5 protein-coding genes are annotated in these 6,198 nt (G+C 72.4%); 2 read left to right on the forward strand and 3 right to left on the reverse strand.

Annotated elements, in window-relative coordinates; genetic code table 11:
* Positions 1-2,873 (reverse strand): helicase-related protein (locus tag ACTB72_RS19995; protein ID WP_463038781.1); only part of this gene is annotated, 2,873 nt, incomplete at its 3' end.
* A gap of 150 nt (positions 2,874-3,023) precedes the next feature.
* Positions 3,024-3,758 (reverse strand): tetratricopeptide repeat protein, encoded by a 735-nt coding sequence (locus tag ACTB72_RS20000; protein ID WP_463038782.1) that lies wholly within the window; start codon positions 3,756-3,758, stop codon positions 3,024-3,026.
* Between the two features lie 220 nt (positions 3,759-3,978).
* On the opposite strand from ACTB72_RS20000, the gene ACTB72_RS20005 reads away from it, so the two are divergent.
* Both ACTB72_RS20005 and ACTB72_RS20010 read left to right on the forward strand, forming a co-directional pair.
* Entirely contained in the window at positions 3,979-4,272 is a 294-nt protein-coding gene (locus tag ACTB72_RS20005; RefSeq protein ID WP_463038783.1) for an SCP2 sterol-binding domain-containing protein, read from the forward strand.
* A 10-nt stretch (positions 4,273-4,282) separates the two neighbouring features.
* Positions 4,283-5,269 (forward strand): alpha/beta hydrolase, encoded by a 987-nt coding sequence (locus ACTB72_RS20010; protein ID WP_463038784.1) that lies wholly within the window; start codon positions 4,283-4,285, stop codon positions 5,267-5,269.
* A gap of 91 nt (positions 5,270-5,360) precedes the next feature.
* On the opposite strand, the gene tgt is transcribed toward ACTB72_RS20010, so the two are convergent.
* A partial coding sequence (tgt, locus tag ACTB72_RS20015; protein WP_463038785.1) for a tRNA guanosine(34) transglycosylase Tgt occupies positions 5,361-6,198 on the reverse strand: 838 nt, incomplete at its 5' end.

Genomic DNA, 6,198 nt, shown 5'->3' on the forward strand with positions numbered 1-6,198 from the left:
CCCGCCGGCGCGCCGCCGCCGCCGGCATGACGCCGAGGACCGCGGCCGCCGCCGCCACGCGGACGCGGGGCCCATGTGAAGGTGTAGAAGGGCTGCATTTCGACGGGTTCGGCGGGTTCGGCCGGCTCGGAGGCTTCGGCCGTTTCGGGCTCGGCCTCCGCGGTCGGTTCGTCGACGGCCGGTTCGGCCGTGGCCTCGGCCGCTTCGGGCGCGGGCTCGGGCGCCGCGTCGGCGACCGGCTCGGCTTCGGGCTCCGCGACCGGCGCGGCCTCGGGCGCCGCCGCGTCGGCGGTCGGCGCCGCTTCGGCTTCGGGCGCGGCCTCGCCGTTCTCGGCCTCCCCGCTCTCGGTCACGGCCGCATCGGCCGCGGGCGCCTCGGTCACGCCGGGCGCTTCGGTCGGCGCGGCCGCCGCCGGGGCTTCCTTGGCGCCGGGGGCGGGCTTCGGGCGCTCGCCCTTCTCGGCCTTGAAGCCGAGGCCCGCCATCAGATCGGCGAACTGGTCCAGCGTGCAGCCGGTGATCGACAGCATGTCCGCCGTCGCCTCGAACCCGGACTTCTGGTCCTGGCCGCGCAGCAGGTCGGCCAGACGCTCCAGCATGTCGATGCGGATCGCCCGTTCGCCCGCGAGCCGATAACCGGCGCGCTGCCAGAAGCCGGCCGGCATCCCCGGCACCGCGGGAATCGTCACCAGGCCCGGGGGCGGCGGCGCGGGGAAGTCGTCGAGCTCCTCCCACAAAGCCCAGAGCGCGATGCGCAGGCGAGTCGGCGCGGGCTTCAGCAGCGCCGGCATGAACACCGTGTGCTGGCCGAAGCGGACCCCGTGCTTGCGCAGCAGGCCGCGGCCCTCCTGGTCGAGCTCCTTGACGTCCTTGGCCACTTCGGGCCGCGGGATCACGCCCAGCGTCTCCACCATCCGGTAGCCGACGCCCTTGGCGAGCCCGACGAGGGCCTCGTCGTCGCGCATCTTGGTCAGCGGCTCATAGAGCGCCGCGATCCGCCGGTTGATCCAGTGGGTCAGCCGACGCTCGACCTTCTGGCGCGCGTCATCCGCCGCGATCTCGTCGACGAATGCCACCACGCCCGGCGCCAGCAGGTCGGAGCCCTTGGCGAGCCGGCCCACCGCATGTTCGCCCCACATCAGCCCGCCCTGTTCGGTCAGGTCGATCTCGGTGTCGGGCGCGTTGTAGAACCGGTCCGCGCGCCGCGAGAACTCCGCCTCCAGCGCCTGCGTGGAGGCGGCGCGCAGCGTCTTGGCCTCGTCCCCGGTCGCGCCGGGGTCGGGCGTGAAGCGGAAGCCGTCGAGACGGCCAAGCACATGGCCCTCCGCCGACACTTCGCCCTGATCGTTCACCTCGGCCACCAGCCTCTCCTTCTGTTTCAACCGCCGCATCAGCACCGAGGTGCGGCGGTCGACGAATCTTCGTGTCAGCGCCTCGTGCAGCGCGTCAGACAGGCGGTCCTCGACATCTCTCGTCGCGTCCCGCCAGGTTTCCGGCTCTTCGACCCAGTCGCGCCTCTGCGCCACATAGGTCCAGGTCCGGATGAAGGCGAGTCGCCTGGACAACGCATCGATGTCACCGTCGGTCCGGTCCACCATGCGGATGCGCCCCGCCATCCAGTCGGAGGGTATAGCGCCCCGTCCCGACAGGAGGAACCGGTAAATCCGACTGGTCAGCGCGGCGTGTTCCCCGGGCGATACCTTGCGGAAGTCCGGGATCTGGCAGACGTCCCACAGCCGCTTGACCGACGGACCGCCCATGGCCATCGCCCGGATCCCCTCGTCGGCGGCGAGCGCGCGGAGCGTGGCGAGGTCGTCGGCCTCCCGCGCGCGGACGAGGCCCGGGGCTACGGGCGGGCGTTCGAGGGCGGCGATCAGCGCGTCCACCGATCCGAATTCCAGCTTCGGATTGCGCCACATCAGGCGTTTGACGGGCGCGAAACGGTGATTTTCGATGGCTTCGATGACTTCCGGATCCAGCGCGTGCGCTTCGCCGGTGACGCCGAACGTGCCGTTTTCGGTGTAGCGCCCGGCCCTTCCGGCGATCTGGGCGAGCTCATGGGGCCGCAATTCGCGGTGGCCGAAGCCGTCGAACTTGCCGAGCGAGGAGAAGGCGATGTGCTTCACATCGAGGTTCAGGCCCATGCCGATGGCGTCGGTCGCGACCAGGTGATCGACGTCGCCGTTCTGGTAGAGCGCGACCTGGGCGTTGCGCGTGCGGGGCGAGAGCGCGCCCATCACCACCGCCACGCCGCCGCGCTGGCGGCGCATCAGCTCGGCGATGGCGTAGACCGAATCGACCGAGAAGCTGACCACCGCGGAGCGCGAGGGCATCCGGCTGAGCTTTTTGCCCCCCGAATAGGTGAGCGTCGAATAGCGGTCCCGCTTCATGAAGCGGGCCTTGGGGATCAGGGCGGCGATGGCGCCCCGCATTGATTCGGAGCCGAGGAACAGCGTCTCGTGCAGGCCCCGGGCGCGCAGCAGGCGGTCGGTGAAGACATGGCCGCGGTCGGGGTCGGCGCAGAGCTGGATCTCGTCGACCGCGACGAAATCGGCGCCGATCTCCATCGGCATCGCCTCGACCGTGCAGACCCAATAGGCGGCGCGGGGCGGGGCGATCTTCTCCTCCCCCGTCACCAGGGCGACGACGGAGGGGCCGCGGATGGCGACGATCTTGTCATAGACCTCGCGCGCCAGCAGGCGCAGCGGCAGGCCGATGACCCCGGTGCGATGGGCGAGCATGCGTTCGATGGCGTAGTGGGTCTTGCCGGTGTTGGTCGGTCCCAGCACGGCGGTGACGGTCGCGTCGCGCGGGTGGCCGGCGCTGTTCTTGCTGGCGTCGGGGGCGCCCTTGGCGGCGGGTGCGTCGAGCATCCGGGGGTCCCTCCTGGGGCGAGAGGGCGGGCGTCCGGTCCCGCGCCGGGGGCGGGGGAGCGGACGAGGCGCGGTGGCGGGGTGCGGCGGTGCGGCGGGCGGCGGTGCGGGCTGGATCGGGGGCGGATCGGATCGGGGCGGGGTCGGGGTTCAGATCTCGCGCCCGTCCACGCTTTCGGCGAGACGGTCGATCGCCTCCTGCGCCTGCTCCATATGGGGATTGATCCGCGCCGCCTCCCGCCAGGCCTTCAGCGCGTCGGCGTCGCGGCCCAGCTGCTCGAGGATCACCGCGAGGCCGGTCAGCGCCCCGTAATGGCGCGGCTCCAGCGCCAGCACCCGCTCGATATCCGCCAGCGCCTGGCCGAGATCGCCGCGCAGGTAGAAGGTGGTGGCGCGCATGTTCCAGCCTTCGGCGAAGCCCGGATCATGGTCGGTGATCGCGCCGAAATGCTGAAGCGCGAGGACCAGGTCCTGATCTTCGAGCGCATCGCGGCCGCGCTGCAGCAGCAGGTCCATGCTGTCGGAGCCGGAGCGGTTCCAGATCCGCCGGATCTCCGCCTCCGCCTTGTCGGCGTCGGCGTCGCCGGCCCCGTCCGCGTCGATCTCGGCGAGACGGGCGAAGAGCGTGTCGAGCCGGGCCGCGCGGGCGGCGGCGGGGTCGAGCGTCGGGTCGAGCCCGGGCGCGACCAGCGGCGGGGCCGATTCGCTCGCAGAGCCCGGCGCGGGGATGACCAGCGTCGGCGGCGGCATGGCGGGGAAGGGCGATCCGCCGCCCGGGCTTGCGCCGGACTGGGCGGAGGCGGGCCCGGTCGAGATCGCGGACGACGCGAAGGCGCCTGCCAGGACCAGGAGAAGGGCCGCGGAGAAGGGGGGTGTCTGGCGCATCACGACTGGCAGTTTAGCGCGCCGCGTGCGAAATGCGAGCGTCGCGCGCGGGACGTCGACGTCAAATTTGCGCGTGTTGGCGCAAGGACGCGTCGTTTTCGCGCGCGGGCGCGTCAAATGGACGGGGGCCGGGCGTGCGGAACCGGCGTGAACACCGCGCCGACGGTATCGCCGGCGGTCAGGCGGCGAGCGAGAGAAAGAACGAGAAGGACATGACGCGATGAGCGAGACCCTGAACGATGCCGCGGAACTGCTGCGCGAGCGGCTGGACGGCAATTCGGTGAACGGTTCGGTGAAGTTCGATGTGGAGGGCCTCGGCGCGCTGCGCATCGACGACGACGTGGTCAGCGTCGACGACGGGTCGGACGCGGACTGCGTGATCTCGGCTGACGAGAAGACCTTCCGGGGCCTGGTCTCGGGCGAAACCAGCCCGACCTCGGCCTTCATGACCGGCAAGCTGCGCGTCGACGGCGACATGTCGAAGGCGATGGCGCTGGCCTCGGTCCTGTCCTGAGGGTTGCGGGATGAGCGGTCCGGGTCCCGGCGACGACGCGCCCTGGCTGGGGGGGCTGGCCGGCGGGCCGGCCCCAGCGGTTTGCGAATGGGTCGGCGACGGGGCCGGGGCCCGGCTGCGCGCAGCGCTTTGGCCGGCGGCGCCGGATGCCGCCCCGCGCGGGCATGTGCTGCTGTTCCCCGGGCGCACCGAATACCTCGAGAAATACGCGCCGCTGGCGGGGCTGCTGGCGGCGCGCGGTTTCGCGGCGGTCTCGCTCGACTGGCGCGGTCAGGGGCTGTCGACCCGGCGGGCCGGGCGGCTGGGCCATGTGAACCGCTTCGACGAGTTTCAGCGCGACATCGCGGCCCTGACCGGCTGGGCCCCCGCCGCCGCCCTGCCCGGGCCGCGGGTGCTGATCGCGCATTCCATGGGCGGGTGCATCGGGCTGCGCGCGATCCTGACCGGGGCGCTCGCCTCGCCCGAGACGCGGCCGGCCGCCGCCATCTTCTCCGGCCCGATGTGGCGTTTCGGAATGACCGGGGTGACGCTCGCCGCGGCCCGCGCGCTGTCCTGGGCCGCGGTGCGGCTCGGCATGGGGCGCAAGGCGGCGCGCAAGGGGACGGCGACCGGCACCTATGTGTTGGATGCGCCCTATGAGGGCAACCTGCTGACGGCGGACCGCGCCGCCTGGGACGCGCTGGCGGCGCAGGCCCGCGACCATCCCGAGCTGACGCTGGCGATGCCGACCTGGGGCTGGCTGGAGGCGGGTTTTGCGGAGACCGCGGCCCTGCGCAAAGCCCCGGCGCCGGCCGTGCCGCGGCTGGTCCTGCTCGGCTCCGACGAGGCGATCGTCTCGCCCGAGGGCGCGCGCGCGCACGTCGCGCGGGGCGCGGGCGCCGAGCTCGCGGTGATCGAGGGCGGCCGGCACGAGACGCTGATGGACGCCCCCGACAGCGCGGTCGGCCGGCAGGTCTGGGCCGCCATCGACGGATTTCTGGAGCGGCAGGGCATTTAGGCGAGGGCGTCGCCGCCGGGCCCGGGGGCGGCGGGTTCGCACCCGCCCTACGCCGAATGGGTAGGGCGGGCGCAAGCCCGCCGCGCGCCGCTCACACCGGGTGCAGGTCGCCTTCGGCGCGCAGGGCGTGGAATTCGGCGACATGGGCGTCGAGCCGCCCGGCCTCGATCGCGTCGCGCAGACCCTGCATCAGCTCCTGATAATAGAACAGGTTGTGCCAGGTCAGCAGCATCGAGGCGATGATCTCCCCCGCCCTCACCACATGATGCAGATAGGCGCGGGAATAGCCGGCGCAGCACGGGCAGCCGCATTCGGGATCGAGCGGCCTGGGGTCATCCTTGTGCCGCGCGTTCCTCAGGTTCACCGGACCGCGGCGGGTCAGCCCCTGCCCGGTTCGGCCGGAGCGGGACGGCAGCACGCAGTCGAACATGTCGACGCCGCGCTGCACCGCGCCCACGATGTCGTCGGGTTTGCCGACCCCCATCAGATAGCGCGGCTTGTCGTCGGGCAGCTGGCCGGGCGCGTAGTCGAGCGCGCCGAACATCGCCTCCTGCCCCTCGCCCACCGCCAACCCGCCGATGGCGTAGCCGTCGAAGCCGATGGCGGCGAGCGCCTCGGCGCTTTCGCCACGCAGATCCTCTTCAAGTCCGCCCTGCTGGATACCGAAGAGCGCATGGCCCGGCCGGTCCCCGAAGGCGTCGCGCGACCGCTGCGCCCAGCGCATGGAAAGGCGCATGGACTCCTCGATCCGCGCCCGGTCCGCCGGCAGCGCCGGGCATTCGTCGAAGCACATCACGATGTCGGAGCCGAGCAGCTTCTGGATTTCCATCGAGGATTCGGGGCTGAGCATGTGCTCGGACCCGTCGATATGGGATTTGAAGCGGACGCCGTCCTCGCTGAGGCGGCGCAGGTCGGCGAGGCTCATCACC

This window comes from Albimonas sp., from assembly GCF_055129145.1.